Source organism: Methylobacterium sp. E-025 (assembly GCF_022829705.1).
Lineage (GTDB): Bacteria > Pseudomonadota > Alphaproteobacteria > Rhizobiales > Beijerinckiaceae > Methylobacterium.
In genome coordinates this window covers 1-14,814 of sequence record NZ_JAKSYR010000206.1, presented here as the reverse complement: position 1 = coordinate 14,814, position 14,814 = coordinate 1, and the positions used below count along the sequence as shown (strand labels likewise).

Below are 14,814 nucleotides of genomic sequence, written 5' to 3'. Positions count from 1 at the left end.
GTAGAAGGCCAATGCCGACACCGCTTTACCGCTTCCACTGCACAAACGGGCACGAGCTCGTGGCCGACCTCCAGGGCAAGCGGCTGCCGACGTGGGCGCTGATGCGCGCGCACGCGGAGCGCGTCGCGCTGGACCTGATGCTCGGTAGCGCGCCGCGGGATTGGTCGGCGTGGACGGTGGAGATCTACGAAGCGTCGGGCCGGCACGTGTTGTCGAAGCCGTTCACCGACGTGCTCGCCACCCGGCAGGTACGGTAGGGCTGAGGCGGCTACCAAGAAGATACATGGCAGGCAGCGCCTGACGACACCCGCTCCGCCACCACCGTCTGATCATCGAAAAGTCCCGGTGCACCAGCGGTCGTCGCAGGCGGCACGCTTTCCACCAACACCTTCACCATGTGAGCGCGGCTGCTGAGCATGATAGACGGGGGCTCCCCAACGAGAGCCTTCCATCGCTTCACGAACTCCCCCTCTGATATGTCGTCGAGGGTATCCGGCTTAGCGGACGCGAGGTCGATGCGAGCACGATCGGACTTCGTCATACTTCACCTACTCGGCGACCCTACGACAGGTTTCACGGTTGGGATCGCTGGGACGGAGGATCCGGTGGCTTGGTTATCCCGCATCCACACGGAGAGCGCGGACGAGTCTCGGAATGGGTCGTCGAAGAAGCCCAGGTCGCGCGTTGCGCCACCCCGCCCAAGCCCTTATCCCCACCGGCCCACATCCGGCGAGATCAGCTGCCTAATTTCTCAAATGATGGAAATCGCGCATCATTCGCGGCTATGGCGGTCTTTTTCTATCATATATTGAATGGGGGATCGCGCAAATAAGCTGATTTCGAGGATACAAAGACAAACATGATTTGGAACGGTTTGCCGCATGTCGGGCTTCCTTGAGAAGCCGCCATTGTTTTTTCTCGGCGAGTGCAGGAAAAACCATGCGCGTCATGAGGGATTTTTGTCGTTCATGCGGCATAGAAATTGTAATCTATGTTGGCGCAGACTGTATGATCACACAGGCCGCCCATAAGGACCGACATCAGCATTGCAACTGTAAGTCGGAGGAGAGGTGCCCGATGGTGACCTTGTCAATGGGAGCCCATGGGTGCGAGCCGATGCCGCTGAAGGGGGCGCGCTTTAAGGCCTCGCATCAGGTTCAGCCGCGAGTTGCTGACAACGCACCGAGGCAGGGCCACGGCGTGGGATCCGCGTCGACTACCACGGGTCGCTAATGACCAAAGCGCGCCGCGTCGAGGCGATCGGCGACACCTGGATCCAGTACGGGAACCAGACCTTCCGGTGGGACCGGCAAGGGCGGCCGGTGGGCGTGCCGGTGTGGGAGGCCAGGCGGTAGGCGAGAGGATCACCGCCGCGTCAGCAACGGCGTCCAGTACCTGATGGCGACGGACGCCGCGCTCACGCATCCGGTGTCGCGGCAGTGGAAGGGGTACTGGCAGCGGAATGCGGCAATCTCTTAAAAAAGAATTGCCAACCCCACGCGCGATCTGCTGAGGAACAGATTTCCACAAGCATCAGAAAATAAACGCTTTTTCAAGCTTTGCCATTCAGTCTCTGCGGTGGATAATCGTCATAGCCTACTGGCGGCATCTAGACCCAAAATCTAGGCTGTGGTAGGCGCCGCCCTCCCAGGGCGGCGTTACAGCGCCATCTTGAGGATCGTCAGATGGTAGGCCGGGACTTTATGGCTCAGGTGTCAAGGGCGGTTCGCGCGGAAGCCCGCGCCGAATGGCTTCGTGTTGTGAAGAAGACTGTCAGCCGTTTTGCTCGCGGGAACATCTCCGCTCAGAACGGGCGCATCCTCATGCCCGAAGAACTCGATACCGAGACGAAGAGGGCGCGAGCCATCAATTCGAAGTGGCGAGACCGCGTGCGCAGCGCACGCTAGAGTGCTATAGGCCTCATCCCCTCCTTCGAAGTCCCATCCACACATGCTCGACGCAGAATTAGATGCGGCGCTTTGTGCGCTCATTGAGCAATGGAACGTTGCCGAAAAACGAATAAAGCGCGCAGAGCATGTTCGCGCAAACGAAATAGTTGCACCTGCTATTTTTGAATTAAGGTATGCCGGGCGCAAGATTGTTGACTCAATACAAATAATACTTGCGCATGATATTTTTCAGGATGCTGAAAAACATGCTAAAGTTTCAAGCTTTATCGCTGATGCAACAGAAGATTGCGTAAAAGCTAAGCACGACGCGATAGATGCAATGATGAATTTCGTTACGACATGGTTTGACGAAACAGAAAAGTCCATAGGCGTAGAAGAAATACAAAAGTTTTTCCCAACTACCTAGCGACACTTTCACAGATAGCAGAAATTCAAGATCAAATCGCTGAGTCTCGGGGCAACAGGAACAGCCTCAGAGACTCGATCTATAACAAGATAGACGGCGAAGAATACGACAATATAATAAACCTATACACCACAATGAAGAACTCTCAAGAAAGAGTCACTCTTGTAGTGAAGAAGAACAAGAAAAAATCTACAAAAGAAAATCGTCTTAAATATGCCGGCTTGGCGCTAAGCGCTTCTGGCTGGATAGCATTCAGTGCCGCGCAATACCGAGCATCTGCCTTCCCTTTTGATAAGGCAATGTGGTCTGCTCTCTATAGTGGTTTCCAAAACAAGGGTCAAACATTGCAGGGGGCGGGACAGCCGAATAACAATCAGAAAAAGCAGTAGGTAAATCATCTTTGATAACTCTGGAAGAAGTGTGAAGTTCTATTCCATTTTCATCCAAGTTAGACTGCCCCGCCCGTCCGCGACACCCCGCACTACCCGACCCGCCTTCAAAGCCCGCAGCGCCTTCGACACCCGCCGGGTGTGCTCCGTCATCAGCTTGCGGTCGCGTGCGACGTAGCGGATCAGCAAACCCGTCGAGCGCACGAAAAGCCCGTCGCGGCGGATGCCGGGCGGGCGAAGGCGATGTCAGGGCGCAGGCTTCCCCGCGTCTGAAATTCAGAGCCCCTTCTTCATTTCGATGGTTCGGCCGCCGCCACGGCGCATCATGTGGCGCCGCATGGAGTGGTGTCGCATCGGACAACAATGAGTCGATCGGCAGAACGAGAATTTATGGGCTCATTGGACGTATGCGGTTTGCATTGGCTGCGAGCTCTTATCGGGGAAGATCCGCATGGTACGAACGCCCCCCCCTTACAGGTCCTGATAGGCATTCCGGCCGCCGAAGATGACGCCCGCGGGGGGGGTGGGCGCGGAAAGCAGCGTGTCTAACCGTAAGAATGTTCGTGCAATTGAGCCCGAGATCGCACTTACGGGTGGGTGCGGCACCACCATGTCATGCGGATGATGCCTATCGGCTCAAACGCGTAGCTTCGCCAGGAATGCCACAGTTGTTGGTTACTAAAGCTTAACCGAGAAACTACACACCCCACTAGCAAGCGCAACCTTAGGCTGAATTCGCGTATTGAGAAATCGGTTTTAGCGACGGAGGATGTGATCCTGATGTCAAAGCCGTTTGAAGATGCCGTGGTTGTCTGGCTCGACCCCAATCGCCCAGATTTCGGGGTCACACTCATAAACGATGTTCCTTCAGGCCTCTCCGCCTTGCATCGGTACGGCATTGACGAGGCACTACAGAGCACCGAGGCGCCCCTTTGGCATAATGCAGCTGGTGCACTCGTTCACGCTGATATCGAACCATCGCCCACGAACATTCAAAAGGCTTACGACGCTCTTTTACGCTTGGTGAAATGCACCGCCCCTGTCCCGTCCTGCATACGTCTCCGAGTATCCCCGCGTGGTCTACGCGAGCATGTAGAAGCCTTCTTTGGGCTAACTCGTGAAGAACTCACAAATTGACTCTTGGTAGTGGGAAGGCCTGATTGTTGTGAAAGCCTTGCCCCTAGGGCTGAAATCAGGCGGCGAGTAGTTGGCATCAAGGCTCACCGCCAGACCACCATTTTCAGGTACATCACACCGAGCACCGAGATGATGTGCAGCCGTGACGACGTTGCCCAAGCCGGCCAGAGGTCCGGTACAATCCAGCGGGCCCAACCGGCGTCGTAATCGACCGATCTACAGACGCGGCCTTCCAAATTTGGACGCTTTGCGTCTCATGCCGGCTCGGCTGACGCCTGTACAAGGGTCAAGATCCGGAGACGTTCTTCAGGATCGGAAATCCGCATGAACGCCTCGATCAGCGCGTAGCATTCACGGTCGAAGCCGCCATTGGCCTCTGTCTGCTCCACGGGCTTGGATACCGCTTCGATCGCGTTCTGCGATTGATACAGAACGGTCAGCGATACCTGCAGCGCGTCGGCGATCCGCTGTAGGGGCATGCTCTTGGCTATGAGGCTCACTGATCGAGGAAGCCGATCAGTGTCGTCCTCTTGCGGTCCGGCTTGCAGCGGTGGGCTGGGAGGCGGCGCTTTCGATCCCATGACTTATTCCTTTGCGAGCGGACAGAGCACCTGTGTCGCAGTATCCATAATACAATTTACGCGTTGTAGCAGCATTGCAAACACGTCACAGTTGCCATCAAATGATAAGATTTGACTTGAAGTTGTATCCTTACGGTTGTACATGAAACCGCCTTCGGGCTCAAAGGCGGATTTTGAGTGCCAAAGAATAAGACCCTCAGTGTTCGGACCAGTCCGGAAGCCTTTCAGACGGCCCTGGACGCCATGGATGTGATCGGGCGATGGGAGTGGGACGCCACGACCGACTTGGCTCGCGTCGATGCCTTCGTGGCGCTGGTTTTCAACGTCGATCCTGAGGACGCCAAGTCCGGTCTACCGCTCTCGTGCTTCATCGACAGCATCCACGCCGACGATCGGGAACGGGTCCGCGCTTTGATCAATCGTAGCACCCGTGATGGCAGCCCCTTTCTCGCCGAGTACCGCGTAATCTCGGTGGATGGTCGGACCCGTTGGGTTTTGGATCGCGGTCGCTTCACCACGGATCGTGTCGGGCGCCGGTGGAAAGGGGCTGGTATTCTCGTCGATATCACGCAGATGCGGATGACGGAGGATACTTGCAGAGGTTTCGGGGTCGAGAATGAGGACAGCGCGCTGGATCGCGCAGCCGAACACGCCATCGCTGCGCAACAGGCGATCGTCGAGATGCAGGACCCACGGCTGAAGGGCTGTGCGGATGCGTTGCTGTTGGAGCTGGGGCGACGACTGGCTCAGAAGGATATCCGATCGCGCCGCGGACGTATGAACTAGACTAGCCCCCGCGCCCGGTATTCTTACGCACAGTGGTTCACTGGCATCGGCCCCGCCGCAGCGGGTGGCGTCAGAGGCGCGGCGAACGGGCGATTAGATCCAGGATGCGGAAGTGGTGGTTGTTGTCCCAGGACTCGTCCAGGGCGCAGCCGTGTTCCTCGTGGTAGGCGAGGGCGTACCGGCACAGGGCCGCGCACCCGGCGGCTGTCCTCGGTACGGTCACGAGAAGCACGTCATCGACGTGGGCAAAGAAGGCTTCGCGGGTCTCAGCCTGCTCCGGTGGATCGATGTTGCCGGGAAGCTGGTCGAGGTGCAGGGCGGCGCTACGGGCCGCCGACAGCCGCTTTGTCTCCTCGATCGCCTCGAACACCGGGTCCGGCATGGGCTCGACAAGGCGGTTCGTACCGTGAAGGAGATCGCGAGCGATGGACGCGCCGAGCTTCGCCAGCCAGCGGTCATGACCCTTCTGGCTCGGTAGGTCGAAGCCGCTGGCCTTGGCCCGGAGCCCCGTCAAGCTCGTGGCACGCTCTTGCACCAACGTCGCCTGCGCCTCGTCGCGAGCCTCATCCAATTCGGAGTAGCCGGGGATCTCGTCCATGTCGCGATCGTCCCCTGTGACGAGGGCGAGGATCGCTGCCTCCATCCGTTCGGCATCGCCTGCGGCAGTGACCAACGCAGCGTCCGTCGCAGGCCAGCCGCGGGGCATGGGAGGCCGCTCGCCGGTATCTGAGGTGAGGTTTCTAGCGATATCGTCAGGCCCCCGTCCCCTAGCGATGTCGCCGCGCCAATCGACCCCGAGGGTGTCCAGAAGGCGCACGGCGCGGTGCAGAACGGGGCCACGGTCTTTCAGGCCCCCGGTCCGGTTGCTGCCGTTGAAGTGCCATTCCTCGCCCGCGTTGAAGCCGACCGAGAAGGCCGTCCCCTTAGGGCCGAGATGGGGGTAGAGTTCGAGGCAGACCCGACGCTGCTCAATTCCGAGCCATGTCGAGTAGCAGACTAGAGCGGTCCGGTCGTTGAGATCGGATCCAGTATCGGCCTCCGGCTTCGTGCGCCGTAACGCTATTCCGGTCCTGGCCATCGTCGCCGCGAACCGCTCGCGCAGGCTCGGCTTCGGTTCGCTGCTAAGGTGACGCTTCAAACGGTTGCGCATGTCGGGTTCTCCGAGGGGAAGCCCGTGAGCCATCCGGCCCAGGGCGAGGGGTAGGAAGGGTTCAGAGCAGCGAGGCGAAGCCCGTCAGGACGCAGCCGCCGCCGATGATGACGAGGGCGCCCAGCAGCTCGGCGCCGGCATCCATGAAGCGGAGGGAGCGCACGAAGGCGGTGTCAGGACGAACCGCGGCGACGGCCTCCCACGGGGCGCACTCGCCGGGCACGGGTTCGTTCGGCAGAGCGAGCGCCGCGCTCTGGCTGTAGCGATCGACGCCCGGCAGGAGGCGGGCCGGGGCGGGCGGCAGGCGACCCGAGGGGAAGGCGTGCGGGATCGTGACCGGCGGCAGGTTGGTACCGAGGAACAGCGTGAGGTCGGCGACGCGGGCCTGCGCGATGCCGTAGCCGGGCTGATGGGCTGCCGAGAACTCGGCTTCCTCGCGGAGCCACCAGCGCAGGTGTCCGAGCAAGGCCAGCGCCCCGAACCGAGACGTGCACGGCGTCGTCACCAAGGCGTCGGTTGCAGCTTCGAGCGTGTTGGTCTCGCCCGAGATCATGGATTGGCGCGTGATCCGCATCGCTCGGCCTCAGTGCGTCGAGGGCGCGGCGTCGGCCGGCAGCAACCGGGCCATCGCTTCGGCGATCGTCGTCATTGCGTCCGAGAGGTGCCAGACCTCGATCGCGTAGAGGCAGGCGTTCCCCGCCACCTGCCCATAGGCGTTCAGGCTGGCGAGATAGGCCGTGAGCGCACGCAGGCCGGCGAGCGTTTCGATGGGGCTAAGGGCGAGCCTGGACGTGATCGTGTCGTAGATGTCGGCCGCCTCGCGGAAGTTCTCTTTCGAGACCCACCGGCCTTTCCGCTTCCGCTTCTGGTAGTGGACCTCGGCCTCGTAGACGTGGAGCGCTTCGCGGTGCGTCTCGATCGCAGCGAACACGGGGTCGGCCGATATGGCGGCCGACATGGCGGGCGCGACAGTGGCGTGGGCGGTAACGAGCATGGCGACCCCCTCAGTGCGCGCGGTAGGCGCGGGAGGACTTGGCGGCGGCCCAGGTGCCCTTGAGCGCGTAGGACATGCACACGCCCCAGGCGTCGCCGGTCACTTCCATGCGGGCCTGAGCCGAGCGGATCGCGGCGCGCATGATGGCGGAACGGTCGAAGGTGCCGTCCCGGTTCACCAGCGCCTCGGTGCGAGCGAAGCGCTTGGCGCTCTCGGTGGCAGAGACGACGGCGGCCTTCGTGGTGATGACGGCGCGGCGGGCGTCGGCGGTCAGGCGCGGATCGGCGCTGCGGGCGATGTGCGAGGCGGGGATGAGGTTGGCGTAGCGCATCGGGGTTGGCCTCAAGGATCTAATTGGACCGCTCGCACTTCCTTTCGGACTGCGTATGGTCTAAATTAGCCATGCCAGCAGGGCTGTCAACCCATATTGGACTGTATGCGGTACAAATTGGATTTCTGAGGGGCCAAAAGAATGCTCACCGGAGCGCAGATGCGAATGGCTCGCGGCTACCTGCGATGGTCGGTCAAGGATCTACAGGAGGCCTCGGGGGTCTCTGGGACCACCATCAAGCGCATGGAAGAGACCGACGGCGTGCCAAAATCGATCACCGACAACCTCGCCGCCATTCGGAAGGCGTTTGAAGCCGCAGGCGTCGAGTTCATCCCCGAGAACGGGGGCGGGGCTGGGGTTCGGATGCGTGAGCGGAAAGCGTGATCGCCTCATCTGAGCGCCTATCCGAGGTCTCTCGCCGCGCCGGCCTCCTCGCCGATCAGGTGCTAGACGCGCAGATCATGAGACGAACAATTCTGAACCAGCAAATCCGAGCGCTCCTCGACGCTGCCCTGCTGCTAAATGAGTACAACGTTCCGCTCCCGCCCCTGCTGACGCAGATCGTCCATGAGATCGACAAAGAGACTGGCCAGATGGCGGCGGCGGACGAGGTCGAGCAGGCTGAGGTGAAAGGGATGGCCTGGCTGCTTCGACCCTTCCAGGGGAGGAAAGAGCCCTAGTGGCGCAGGGTAGGAACCATCGTGCCGAAATTGGTTTCCTTCCGACAATACAGTCCGGAGGAAACATGACCAAGCTTGCAACTCTTTCAGGCGCAGCCGCCATCCTGATGCTGACGGCCGGTGCATCCTTCGCCGCCCCGTGCTCGGTGGGAACGACCACCAATATGGAAGGCAAGTCGTCTTCGACCGACAAAAGCTCGATGACTGATGGCACGTCGTCCGCCAAGACGACCCCTGGCGCCAAAGCCGAGTCTCCCGGAACGGTCGGCGCCATGAACAACGTCGGCGCCGGCACCAAGCCCGCCGATGGCGAGAAGAAGGCGGCAGAGGGCCAGGTGGTGAAGCCAGGCAGCAACGACTGCTGAGGTCCGTCGCAAACATCGAACCAACGACCCGATGGCCCTGCAGAAACCAGCTTGCAGGGCCATTTCCATCAGGCCCCCCGTATTCGTCCCTGCGAACGCATGAGGGGCGGTATCCGGCTCTTGGGACGTAAAAAGTCCAATTTCACTGCTGAGCAAGGCCTTAGCCAAATCCGTCGCCATCGCCCCCTGCCAGTCATCCAGTAACGGCGATGTGATGAGGTGATTAAAACTGATTTAGGATTATCAGAACTTATTAACCGTCGCCCTGCATTTTGAATGCAGCCCTGAGAGCTGATAAGCCGATGAACCCTCAACCTAAAGCTGTAGGATCTACGTCGCCGACGGGTGGCCTTCCGGTCAACGTCGATCCCACATTGGCAGCGATTGCGAGCATCACTTCCGAGGTCAATCAGATCGCCGGCGACAAGACGCGTCGGATCCAGCAGATCACCGCGCAGGTTAGGATCCTGGCACTCAATGCGCTCATCGAGGCTGCACGCGCTGGTGAACAGGGACGGGGCTTTTCCGTCGTTGCGCAGGAAGTTCGGTCGATTGGGGCTGAGATCGATGGTGTGGCTCGCGAACTTGAGGCTCACTTGTCGGGTCGGATCGGCATGCTGCAGCAGGTTGTCGAGGGTATGGCGCAGAAGGCTGAGGCCGAGCGCCTAACTGATTTGGCCCTGAACGCCGTCGAACTGATCGACCGGAACCTCTATGAGCGGACCTGCGACGTGCGCTGGTGGGCGACTGATGCCGCCGTCGTCGATTGCGCGGCAAGCCCGGGTGAGGCATCCAGCGCCTACGCCTGCGAACGCCTGGGCGTCATCCTGTCAGCCTATACCGTCTACCTCGATCTCTGGCTTTGCGACCGGAACGGCGTAGTCATCGCCAATGGCAGACCCGATCGATACCCGGGTGTGCGCGGTCAAAGCGTAGCCGGCGAGCCTTGGTTTCAGAACGCCATCGCGCTGCGCAGTGGTGACGACTACGTCAGCGCGAACGTACGCCGTGAGAACCGCCTTGCTGGTGCGCAGGTCGCCACCTACGCCGCCAGTGTACGCGAAGGCGGCCGAGCGGATGGACCTGTGCTTGGCGTGCTCGGCATCCACTTCGACTGGGAGCCCCAGGCCTGTGCAATCGTGGAAGGGGTGCGTGTCGCTCCGGCGGACCGAGCGCGAACCCGTGTCTTGCTCGTCGATACTAACCGCCGTGTCCTGGCAGCGTCTGACGGTCAGGGTGTCCTCACCGAAGTGCTGCCGCTGGATCCGAAGGGTCAGGCCAGCGGAATTACCAGAGACAGCCAGACGGGCACGGTCACAGCTTTCCACCGGACACCAGGTTACGAGACCTACCTCGGCTTGGGCTGGTACGGCATGATCGTTCAGCACAAGGTGGAGCGATAACCGATCCAAGGCACCATGCCGGACCGAAGATCTGCCTGCGCCTCCAGCGGCATCGATACGAGAACAGATTGATCAGCCGCCGGACAACCAGTGAACGAACACAGCTTGGTCCTGTCTGCAGCACAGCTTCTCATCCAGGCTTAGGCTACATCGTACTGCGGCCTCTCGCGCATCGTGTTCCAGCGGGAGTGCGACGTGGAGCCGATCCGGTTCGGCTCCGACGCCTTGCTGCGGTACGACTGACGCGACCTCGACCAATGGATACACCGCTGCAAGGGGGGGCCCAGTGCTGGCTCGTTCGACGAGTGGCTGGACGCCCTAGATGCTCACGTTCCGCCCAATCGGCCGAGGTAATGGCATAGCCATAGCAGGGCATCAGATTGTGGGAGGGGAAGACGCCGTGAGAGGGCGGTAAAATGAAGAGTAAGCTGCGGCCGAGCCAGCATTACCGGCTGACGCTGCTAGCGCGCGGACCACGCCGCTATGCCAAGGGGGATCAGGAAATCCCCGGGTTGATGAAGATGGGTTTCGTCGAGCCGATCGGGGCCAGCTCCGCGGACGGATCGAGGAAGTGGGCAATCACTGATGCGGGTCGCATCGCCTTACAGTCCCATACCGGTGACGAGGCATTTCAACCGACGATCCATTCCTCAGGCTCTTGATCGCGGTCCATCGCTGGTCACCGTCCAAATCTAACCAACACGAGTGGCATCACAGCAAGGCTCGGTCGACTTCTCGATTTTCGTTAGCAGCCGCCGGCGCACGCGATGCGAAGCAGGCACGAACTGCCGTATGGAATGCTTTGCGCTCAGCAGGAGACAAGCGCCTCAACCTAGCCGTCAGTAGCGCTCGGCCTGCCACCGCATCAGGATGCTGCGCGGCTTGGGCTTCTAATATCATGATTGTTCGAGCTTTTTAATGATGGCCAACGCGCTCATCCCAGCTGCCAATCAGGGGCATCATCGCGGGGCGTGCCGTCGTAGCCTTCCATCCAGGAGGCACGCTCTTCGCTGTTGTGAGGATAGGGACAAGCATCCTTCGGCCTGCCATGGATACGAGCCTGCGCGCCTTCTTCAACTGGGTCAGAATGAGAATTTAGATGCCGGGTCTGGGCCATGGCGACGACTCCGCGCTGAAGATCTGTAGGGGTAACCACGCCGAAACGAACACGATCCCGCGGCATAAGAAACGGGAAATTTGTCCTGGGACTGACCGGTGGTGGATCGTTGACGCCGCGATAACTCGTTGGGGGCATCTTGCCCTTAAGTCGGGCTCAGGACCGGTACGTTGGTGAGATAGACGAAGCACCCGCCACCCCGTGATCAGATCGGAGGGGGCGGGCCTGCCTCGTCTTTTCAGCACAACCCAGCTACCCGAGCGGCAATCTCCTCAACCGGCAGGCTGGCGTCAGGATGGTCGGCCAGGATCGCTGCCCAGGGCATCGAGGGCTGCTCCGCCTCCTCGGGCTTCTGGACAAGAGCCAAACCACCGAGCGCCTTGACGGTGGCCAAGCCGTCCGCGCCGTCTCCGCCATAGCCGCTGAGGACAATGCCAATGACGTGTTCGCCGTAGGCCTCGGCAGCTGACACGAACAACGGGTCCGCCGCGGGACGGGTGAAGTGAACCTTCGCCCCGTGATCGAGGCGGATCACGCCGTGATCCAGGTACATGTGCTTGTCGGGAGGTGCGACGTAGATGCGGCCAGCCTCAATATGCTGGCCATCCTCCCCGTGTCCGACGGGCAGATGGCTCGTCATGCTCAGGATTTCCGGAACGATGCTGGGATAGCTGCCGGTGTGCCAGACGATGAAAACCGATGCCGAGCAGAATGCCGGTAGCGCGGCTACAATCTGTTTGATCGGGGTAAGCCCGCCAGCGGAGGCAGCGATGATGACAATGGGGCCCATGCCTTCGTCAACTGCCCCATCTCGGGTGTGGTTCAGGATCACCGTGCGGGATGCGGGCCTGGGCTACGCTCTGGACGAGGATCAGCATGGAAGGCGGAACGCGGCGTGCATCAGATGCACCAGCGTCAGAGGACCCAGATGCTGAACCGCATCACTACCGATCAAGATGATACCGTCGATGCCCTGCTTCGGCAGATTGAATGGAGCCGCTTCGACGATACCCAAAAGGGCCGCATACCGTTTGCGAACGACCCCGCCTCGGCGACGGTTGTAGCGCGACTTCGTGCATGTGGAGAGAGCATCCATGCCGTCGGGGGCCTTGATGCTGTCGATGAGGCGATCCTTCGCATTACCGAAATGAATTCTGGCTTTTCCGATCAGCGGTGCAAACTGTTGGAGGCGCTGTGGTCTCCTATAGGCCACGATACTGAGACACGGTGACGCTGGATGTCGGTGCATTCGCCTCAGGCTTCGATAACGATGGCCTTCTGCGTCGGATGCCTTGTTTTGGTGCTCATTGCGAGCAAAGGGGTGGGCTCCCAGACCCGAGACGCACATGCCTGCCAACTCCAACGCGTCGCTTTGGACGACCGAGCCGTGCCATCCACCGCGCATCCTTGTTTTGGCCTTTGACCAGGAAGGTGATGTCTTTGGCAAGTATCAAATTTTAGCCGGCGATGACGAACAAGCTCAAGTGCTTACTCAAGCCAAGGCAGAAAAACGCTCTGTTGAACTAGGGGATTGGCTAAGGTTTATTTAACGCTTTAAGCCGAGCGGATTACAATTTTAGTTTAGGAAGATCAGTCTACATATCGTCAGGTCTATCGCTGGACCGACGCCAGATCAATCGGCTTTTTCGTTTATCCCGCTCTGCAAGGCCGCGCTTCTCCAATTCAATACAGGCGTCGACCGTAGGGCCGATTAGGTCTTTCATAGCGATCCTTGCTCGGGCTTTGATGACGGATGCGCTCACAAATTCACCGGTCAAAGCCTTGAGGACGCGCCTTTCAAGATCATTTAGGGGTCGCATCGACAGCTACTATTCTCTCATCCTTAAGGTGGGGGAGAATGAAGCATCACTCATGCCGTGGATGTTATGCGCTTAAAGCGTCAGCTAAGTCCGGTGGGCCATAGGGCAAATTCAGCCGATCTCGCATCTCCTTGCCGGCCTTGAAGACGAGCGCGGTCTTGGCCGGTACAGCCACCAGTGCTCCCGTCCTCGGATTACGACCCTGCCGGGCACGCTGCTCCTTCACCGTGAACGATCCGAACCCGCGGATTTCCACTCGATCGCCGGCCACCAGCGCGTCTGCGATGCGGCCGAGAATGGTATCGACCACCGCTTCGCAGTCCTTCCCGTAGAGATGCGGGTTCAGGGCGGCGAGGCGGAGAACGAGGTCGGACCGGATCATGGTGAGGGAATAGAGGTAAAGGCCGTCGGGCGACAACATGGGGGGCGCTAAATCAGAGGGATGCCCGTTGCGGGGATGGCTACGCGCGCCCGCCGTCCCCGGATCGTGTTTTTGCACGCCGTGTCCGTTCGGCGTCAGCGAAGCGCTTGCCCATGCTCTTGGCCTTCTGGGCGTCTGCAAACCGCGCTCCCAAATCTGTCCGAGGGGCAGGCCCAACAACGGGCAGACCGGGCTGCATCTCGGGGTAGAGATCGGGGCGCTGGCGCATCCGCCACCGGTCGATCGCCTCGATGTCGTAAAGGCCGGCTGTCTCGTCCGGCACGGGAAAACCGCGGGCGTAGAGGCGTCGCCGGTACTCCCCGAACTGATCTGGGGTCAGCCCCATACGGCGTGCGGCTTTGTCAGCCGGGACATAGGCCGGATCGACCCGGAACCGGACGGCCGGCGCTAGTGGGGGCTTCCTCATGACGACGCGGCCTCGCCGCGCCTGCTGTTCGCGTACCCGTCCTAGAACTGCCTGCGCACGGGCGGAGCCTTCGACCTGGCGCCTCGCATGGGCAACCTCACGCTCCATCCGATCCAGCAGCGGCAGGTAGACCACGCCATAATCGACGACGCTGCGGGCGATTATCTCGTGCGCACGCTCAATCTCGGACAGGGTATAAGGATGGTCGGAGCCAAGGCTGTCCGTCATCATCGGCAACTTCTGATCCAAGGTTGAGGCCGCGTGACCGGATCTGCCTCATGTTCGGCCAAGGCGATGGCGCGTCAACGCGAACCCCTCCCCAACTGGCCGCGGCTCATGCGCCGGTCGCAGGCGGCGGCCTATTGCAGCCTATCCCTGCCGACGTTCAGATTGCCGCGATTGGCGTATGGAACCAATACCAGCTTGATTTGAAATCTAATTTAGCTGACTGGGCCAGCGATGGCGGTTGCCACATGGTGTCGTACGTCTGCGTAGGAACGCTCGAACATGCCGAACACGTTTGGCCTCAACCGCACGCTTGGAGGTGCGATTGGCGTCATCGCGCTGGTGTCGGTCCTCAGCAGCGGGGCGATCTTAGCCACACGCAACCACCTGCAGGATGCGACCGACGCCCTCGACCGCTCGACACAAGTGGTTCGGGGGCTCGATGCCTTCCGCACCGCCATGCTCAACCAGGAGACCGGCCTACGTGGCTATCTGATCACCGGGCGCGAGAGCAGCCTAGAGCCCTACCGCGCGGGGCGGCCGGCCCTGGACCAGACGATCACACATTTGAGGACCTTGATCGGCAACGATGCCGAGCGTTCGCGTCTGTTTGCCGATGCCGTGACAGCAGCGCGCGCTTGGCAAACCGACATCGGCGAAACCGCGATACGT

At 60.7% G+C, this 14,814-nt stretch carries 22 protein-coding genes and 1 pseudogene; 14 read left to right on the top strand and 9 right to left on the bottom strand.

From position 1 onward, the window contains the following. The 5 genes and pseudogenes from MKK64_RS27980 to MKK64_RS27965 form a co-directional block, all read left to right on the top strand. On the top strand, positions 1-257 hold a 257-nt coding region (locus MKK64_RS27980; RefSeq protein WP_243939045.1), incomplete at its 5' end, for a DUF6894 family protein. 975 nt (positions 258-1,232) lie between these two features. After that, complete coding sequence (locus MKK64_RS28190; RefSeq protein WP_279593413.1) at positions 1,233-1,355, top strand: hypothetical protein; 123 nt, start codon at positions 1,233-1,235, stop codon at positions 1,353-1,355. A 1-nt stretch (position 1,356) separates the two neighbouring features. After that, positions 1,357-1,479: pseudogene (locus tag MKK64_RS27975) on the top strand (IS1595 family transposase); the annotation flags it as partial. 471 nt (positions 1,480-1,950) lie between these two features. After that, the gene (locus MKK64_RS27970; RefSeq protein WP_243939044.1) at positions 1,951-2,316 is read left to right on the top strand and encodes a hypothetical protein; all 366 of its coding nucleotides are present in this window, start codon (positions 1,951-1,953) and stop codon (positions 2,314-2,316) included. Between the two features lie 167 nt (positions 2,317-2,483). Then, the gene (locus tag MKK64_RS27965; protein ID WP_243939042.1) at positions 2,484-2,705 is read left to right on the top strand and encodes a hypothetical protein; all 222 of its coding nucleotides are present in this window, start codon (positions 2,484-2,486) and stop codon (positions 2,703-2,705) included. Between the two features lie 1,391 nt (positions 2,706-4,096). Here the strand turns inward: MKK64_RS27965 and MKK64_RS27960 are convergent. After that, on the bottom strand, positions 4,097-4,423 hold the full coding sequence (locus MKK64_RS27960) for a hypothetical protein (protein WP_243939040.1): 327 nt from the start codon (positions 4,421-4,423) through the stop codon (positions 4,097-4,099). A gap of 177 nt (positions 4,424-4,600) precedes the next feature. Here MKK64_RS27960 and MKK64_RS27955 point away from each other — a divergent pair, with 177 nt between their 5' ends. Continuing rightward, on the top strand, positions 4,601-5,209 hold the full coding sequence (locus MKK64_RS27955) for a PAS domain-containing protein (protein ID WP_243939038.1): 609 nt from the start codon (positions 4,601-4,603) through the stop codon (positions 5,207-5,209). Positions 5,210-5,279: 70 nt separating this feature from the next. On the opposite strand, the gene MKK64_RS27950 is transcribed toward MKK64_RS27955, so the two are convergent. The 4 genes from MKK64_RS27950 to MKK64_RS27935 form a co-directional block, all read right to left on the bottom strand. Further along, positions 5,280-6,359: a hypothetical protein gene (locus MKK64_RS27950; RefSeq protein WP_243939036.1), complete on the bottom strand. Its 1,080-nt coding sequence runs from the start codon at positions 6,357-6,359 to the stop codon at positions 5,280-5,282. A gap of 61 nt (positions 6,360-6,420) precedes the next feature. Beyond that, positions 6,421-6,933, bottom strand: a complete 513-nt coding sequence (locus tag MKK64_RS27945; RefSeq protein WP_243939034.1) for a hypothetical protein — start codon at positions 6,931-6,933, stop codon at positions 6,421-6,423. 9 nt (positions 6,934-6,942) lie between these two features. After that, complete coding sequence (locus tag MKK64_RS27940; protein ID WP_243939032.1) at positions 6,943-7,353, bottom strand: hypothetical protein; 411 nt, start codon at positions 7,351-7,353, stop codon at positions 6,943-6,945. A 10-nt stretch (positions 7,354-7,363) separates the two neighbouring features. Further along, entirely contained in the window at positions 7,364-7,684 is a 321-nt protein-coding gene (locus MKK64_RS27935) for a hypothetical protein (protein WP_243939030.1), read from the bottom strand. A gap of 165 nt (positions 7,685-7,849) precedes the next feature. Between MKK64_RS27935 and MKK64_RS27930 the strand changes: the two genes are divergently transcribed. From MKK64_RS27930 to MKK64_RS27910, 5 genes are all read left to right on the top strand, one after another. After that, the gene (locus MKK64_RS27930) at positions 7,850-8,068 is read left to right on the top strand and encodes a transcriptional regulator (RefSeq protein WP_243939028.1); all 219 of its coding nucleotides are present in this window, start codon (positions 7,850-7,852) and stop codon (positions 8,066-8,068) included. Continuing rightward, positions 8,065-8,364, top strand: coding sequence for a hypothetical protein (locus MKK64_RS27925; protein WP_243939026.1), 300 nt, complete (start codon positions 8,065-8,067; stop codon positions 8,362-8,364). The genes MKK64_RS27930 and MKK64_RS27925 overlap by 4 nt, the downstream gene beginning before the upstream one ends. A 65-nt stretch (positions 8,365-8,429) precedes the next feature. Continuing rightward, on the top strand, positions 8,430-8,729 hold the full coding sequence (locus MKK64_RS27920) for a hypothetical protein (RefSeq protein WP_243939024.1): 300 nt from the start codon (positions 8,430-8,432) through the stop codon (positions 8,727-8,729). A 302-nt stretch (positions 8,730-9,031) separates the two neighbouring features. Further along, entirely contained in the window at positions 9,032-10,132 is a 1,101-nt protein-coding gene (locus tag MKK64_RS28185) for a methyl-accepting chemotaxis protein (RefSeq protein WP_279593412.1), read from the top strand. A 416-nt stretch (positions 10,133-10,548) separates the two neighbouring features. Further along, on the top strand, positions 10,549-10,794 hold the full coding sequence (locus MKK64_RS27910) for a hypothetical protein (protein ID WP_243939022.1): 246 nt from the start codon (positions 10,549-10,551) through the stop codon (positions 10,792-10,794). Between the two features lie 272 nt (positions 10,795-11,066). On the opposite strand, the gene rmf is transcribed toward MKK64_RS27910, so the two are convergent. Beyond that, complete coding sequence (rmf, locus tag MKK64_RS27905; RefSeq protein WP_243939020.1) at positions 11,067-11,249, bottom strand: ribosome modulation factor; 183 nt, start codon at positions 11,247-11,249, stop codon at positions 11,067-11,069. Positions 11,250-11,487: 238 nt separating this feature from the next. After that, positions 11,488-12,081: a chemotaxis protein CheB gene (locus tag MKK64_RS27900; protein ID WP_243939018.1), complete on the bottom strand. Its 594-nt coding sequence runs from the start codon at positions 12,079-12,081 to the stop codon at positions 11,488-11,490. 96 nt (positions 12,082-12,177) lie between these two features. Between MKK64_RS27900 and MKK64_RS27895 the strand changes: the two genes are divergently transcribed. Together MKK64_RS27895 and MKK64_RS27890 are read left to right on the top strand one after the other, a co-directional pair. Then, positions 12,178-12,480, top strand: a complete 303-nt coding sequence (locus tag MKK64_RS27895) for a hypothetical protein (protein ID WP_243939017.1) — start codon at positions 12,178-12,180, stop codon at positions 12,478-12,480. 115 nt (positions 12,481-12,595) lie between these two features. Then, the gene (locus tag MKK64_RS27890; protein ID WP_243939015.1) at positions 12,596-12,799 is read left to right on the top strand and encodes a hypothetical protein; all 204 of its coding nucleotides are present in this window, start codon (positions 12,596-12,598) and stop codon (positions 12,797-12,799) included. Positions 12,800-13,133: 334 nt separating this feature from the next. Here MKK64_RS27890 and MKK64_RS27885 read toward each other — a convergent pair whose 3' ends face one another. Both MKK64_RS27885 and MKK64_RS27880 read right to left on the bottom strand, forming a co-directional pair. Continuing rightward, a complete protein-coding gene (locus MKK64_RS27885) occupies positions 13,134-13,451 on the bottom strand; it encodes an HU family DNA-binding protein (protein ID WP_243939047.1) in 318 nt (105 codons plus the stop codon). 79 nt (positions 13,452-13,530) lie between these two features. Further along, entirely contained in the window at positions 13,531-14,148 is a 618-nt protein-coding gene (locus tag MKK64_RS27880) for a hypothetical protein (protein WP_243939013.1), read from the bottom strand. 276 nt (positions 14,149-14,424) lie between these two features. On the opposite strand from MKK64_RS27880, the gene MKK64_RS27875 reads away from it, so the two are divergent. Beyond that, positions 14,425-14,814, top strand: a 390-nt coding sequence (locus MKK64_RS27875; protein WP_243939011.1) for a CHASE3 domain-containing protein, incomplete at its 3' end; no start/stop codon positions are given.

What these genes read in the sequence shown, in the direction of transcription:
- MKK64_RS28190 (WP_279593413.1), top strand. Translation starts at nt 1,233, where the DNA reads ATGACCAAAGCGCGCCGCGTCGAGGCGATCGGCGACACCTGGATCCAG.
- MKK64_RS27970 (WP_243939044.1), top strand. Translation starts at nt 1,951, where the DNA reads ATGCTCGACGCAGAATTAGATGCGGCGCTTTGTGCGCTCATTGAGCAA.
- MKK64_RS27960 (WP_243939040.1), bottom strand. Translation starts at nt 4,423, where the DNA reads ATGGGATCGAAAGCGCCGCCTCCCAGCCCACCGCTGCAAGCCGGACCG.
- MKK64_RS27950 (WP_243939036.1), bottom strand. Translation starts at nt 6,359, where the DNA reads ATGCGCAACCGTTTGAAGCGTCACCTTAGCAGCGAACCGAAGCCGAGC.
- MKK64_RS27945 (WP_243939034.1), bottom strand. Translation starts at nt 6,933, where the DNA reads ATGCGGATCACGCGCCAATCCATGATCTCGGGCGAGACCAACACGCTC.
- MKK64_RS27940 (WP_243939032.1), bottom strand. Translation starts at nt 7,353, where the DNA reads ATGCTCGTTACCGCCCACGCCACTGTCGCGCCCGCCATGTCGGCCGCC.
- MKK64_RS27935 (WP_243939030.1), bottom strand. Translation starts at nt 7,684, where the DNA reads ATGCGCTACGCCAACCTCATCCCCGCCTCGCACATCGCCCGCAGCGCC.
- MKK64_RS27930 (WP_243939028.1), top strand. Translation starts at nt 7,850, where the DNA reads ATGGCTCGCGGCTACCTGCGATGGTCGGTCAAGGATCTACAGGAGGCC.
- MKK64_RS27920 (WP_243939024.1), top strand. Translation starts at nt 8,430, where the DNA reads ATGACCAAGCTTGCAACTCTTTCAGGCGCAGCCGCCATCCTGATGCTG.
- MKK64_RS28185 (WP_279593412.1), top strand. Translation starts at nt 9,032, where the DNA reads ATGAACCCTCAACCTAAAGCTGTAGGATCTACGTCGCCGACGGGTGGC.
- MKK64_RS27910 (WP_243939022.1), top strand. Translation starts at nt 10,549, where the DNA reads ATGAAGAGTAAGCTGCGGCCGAGCCAGCATTACCGGCTGACGCTGCTA.
- rmf (WP_243939020.1), bottom strand. Translation starts at nt 11,249, where the DNA reads ATGGCCCAGACCCGGCATCTAAATTCTCATTCTGACCCAGTTGAAGAA.
- MKK64_RS27895 (WP_243939017.1), top strand. Translation starts at nt 12,178, where the DNA reads ATGCTGAACCGCATCACTACCGATCAAGATGATACCGTCGATGCCCTG.
- MKK64_RS27890 (WP_243939015.1), top strand. Translation starts at nt 12,596, where the DNA reads ATGCCTGCCAACTCCAACGCGTCGCTTTGGACGACCGAGCCGTGCCAT.
- MKK64_RS27885 (WP_243939047.1), bottom strand. Translation starts at nt 13,451, where the DNA reads ATGATCCGGTCCGACCTCGTTCTCCGCCTCGCCGCCCTGAACCCGCAT.
- MKK64_RS27880 (WP_243939013.1), bottom strand. Translation starts at nt 14,148, where the DNA reads ATGATGACGGACAGCCTTGGCTCCGACCATCCTTATACCCTGTCCGAG.